General features: G+C 53.0%; 1 protein-coding gene. It reads left to right on the top strand.

The window, feature by feature from the left end; translation table 11 throughout:
* Positions 1-770 (top strand): rod shape-determining protein (locus V5T82_RS18125; protein ID WP_332897083.1); only part of this gene is annotated, 770 nt, incomplete at both ends.

The following is a 770-nucleotide window of genomic DNA, read 5'->3' as shown; positions in this document are numbered from 1 at the left end:
GACGATCCCCTTTTGGTGGGGTTTGACTTCGGCACGTCGTGGACCGTTGTATCCACGAACCGCGGGCATGAGGAACGGATCCGTTCCGTTGTCGGTTATCCACGCGATATGATCGGTGTGAAACTTTTGGGATCTCCGTTTTTGGTCGGTGAAGATGCGTTTGAAAAACGTTCTTTTGTGGATTTGCGCTCGCCTTTGCAAGATGGCGTGATCCGCGAATATGTGGAGCGCGATTTGGAAGTCGCCCGCCATTTGGTGAGCCACGTGATTGAATCCCTCTCGCCCGAACCCGATGACGAAGTCTGTGTGATTGTCGGCGCACCTGCGCGTGCGACCAACACATCCAAAGATTTGTTGGCCCAAGTGTTCCAAGAAGTCGTTGATGAAGTTCAGGTGTTGTCGGAACCGTTCTTGGTGGCTTATGGGCACGATAATCTGGTCAACAACTTGGTAATCGACATTGGCGCAGGCACGGTTGACCTGTGCGCACTGAAAGGTGCCATGCCGGGACAAAACTCCCAAGTGACGGTCAACAAGGCGGGTAATTTCGTTGACGAACAGCTCGAAGCCTTGATCACGGAAGTCTATCCCGACGTTCAGATGAACACTCACGTTGCACGCGCCATTAAAGAAGAATCCGGCTACATCGGTGATGCGCCGTCGCAAATCACGGCAAACTTACGTGCCAATGGCCGTCCGGTGTCTTATGACGTAACGGAAATGGTTGGTCGCGCGTGCGAAATGATTGTGCCGGGTATTATCGAAGGCAT

Source organism: Magnetovibrio sp. PR-2 (genome assembly GCF_036689815.1).
In the GTDB taxonomy this organism is placed as follows: Bacteria; Pseudomonadota; Alphaproteobacteria; order Rhodospirillales; family Magnetovibrionaceae; genus Magnetovibrio.
This window is presented reverse-complemented; position numbering and strand designations above follow the sequence as displayed.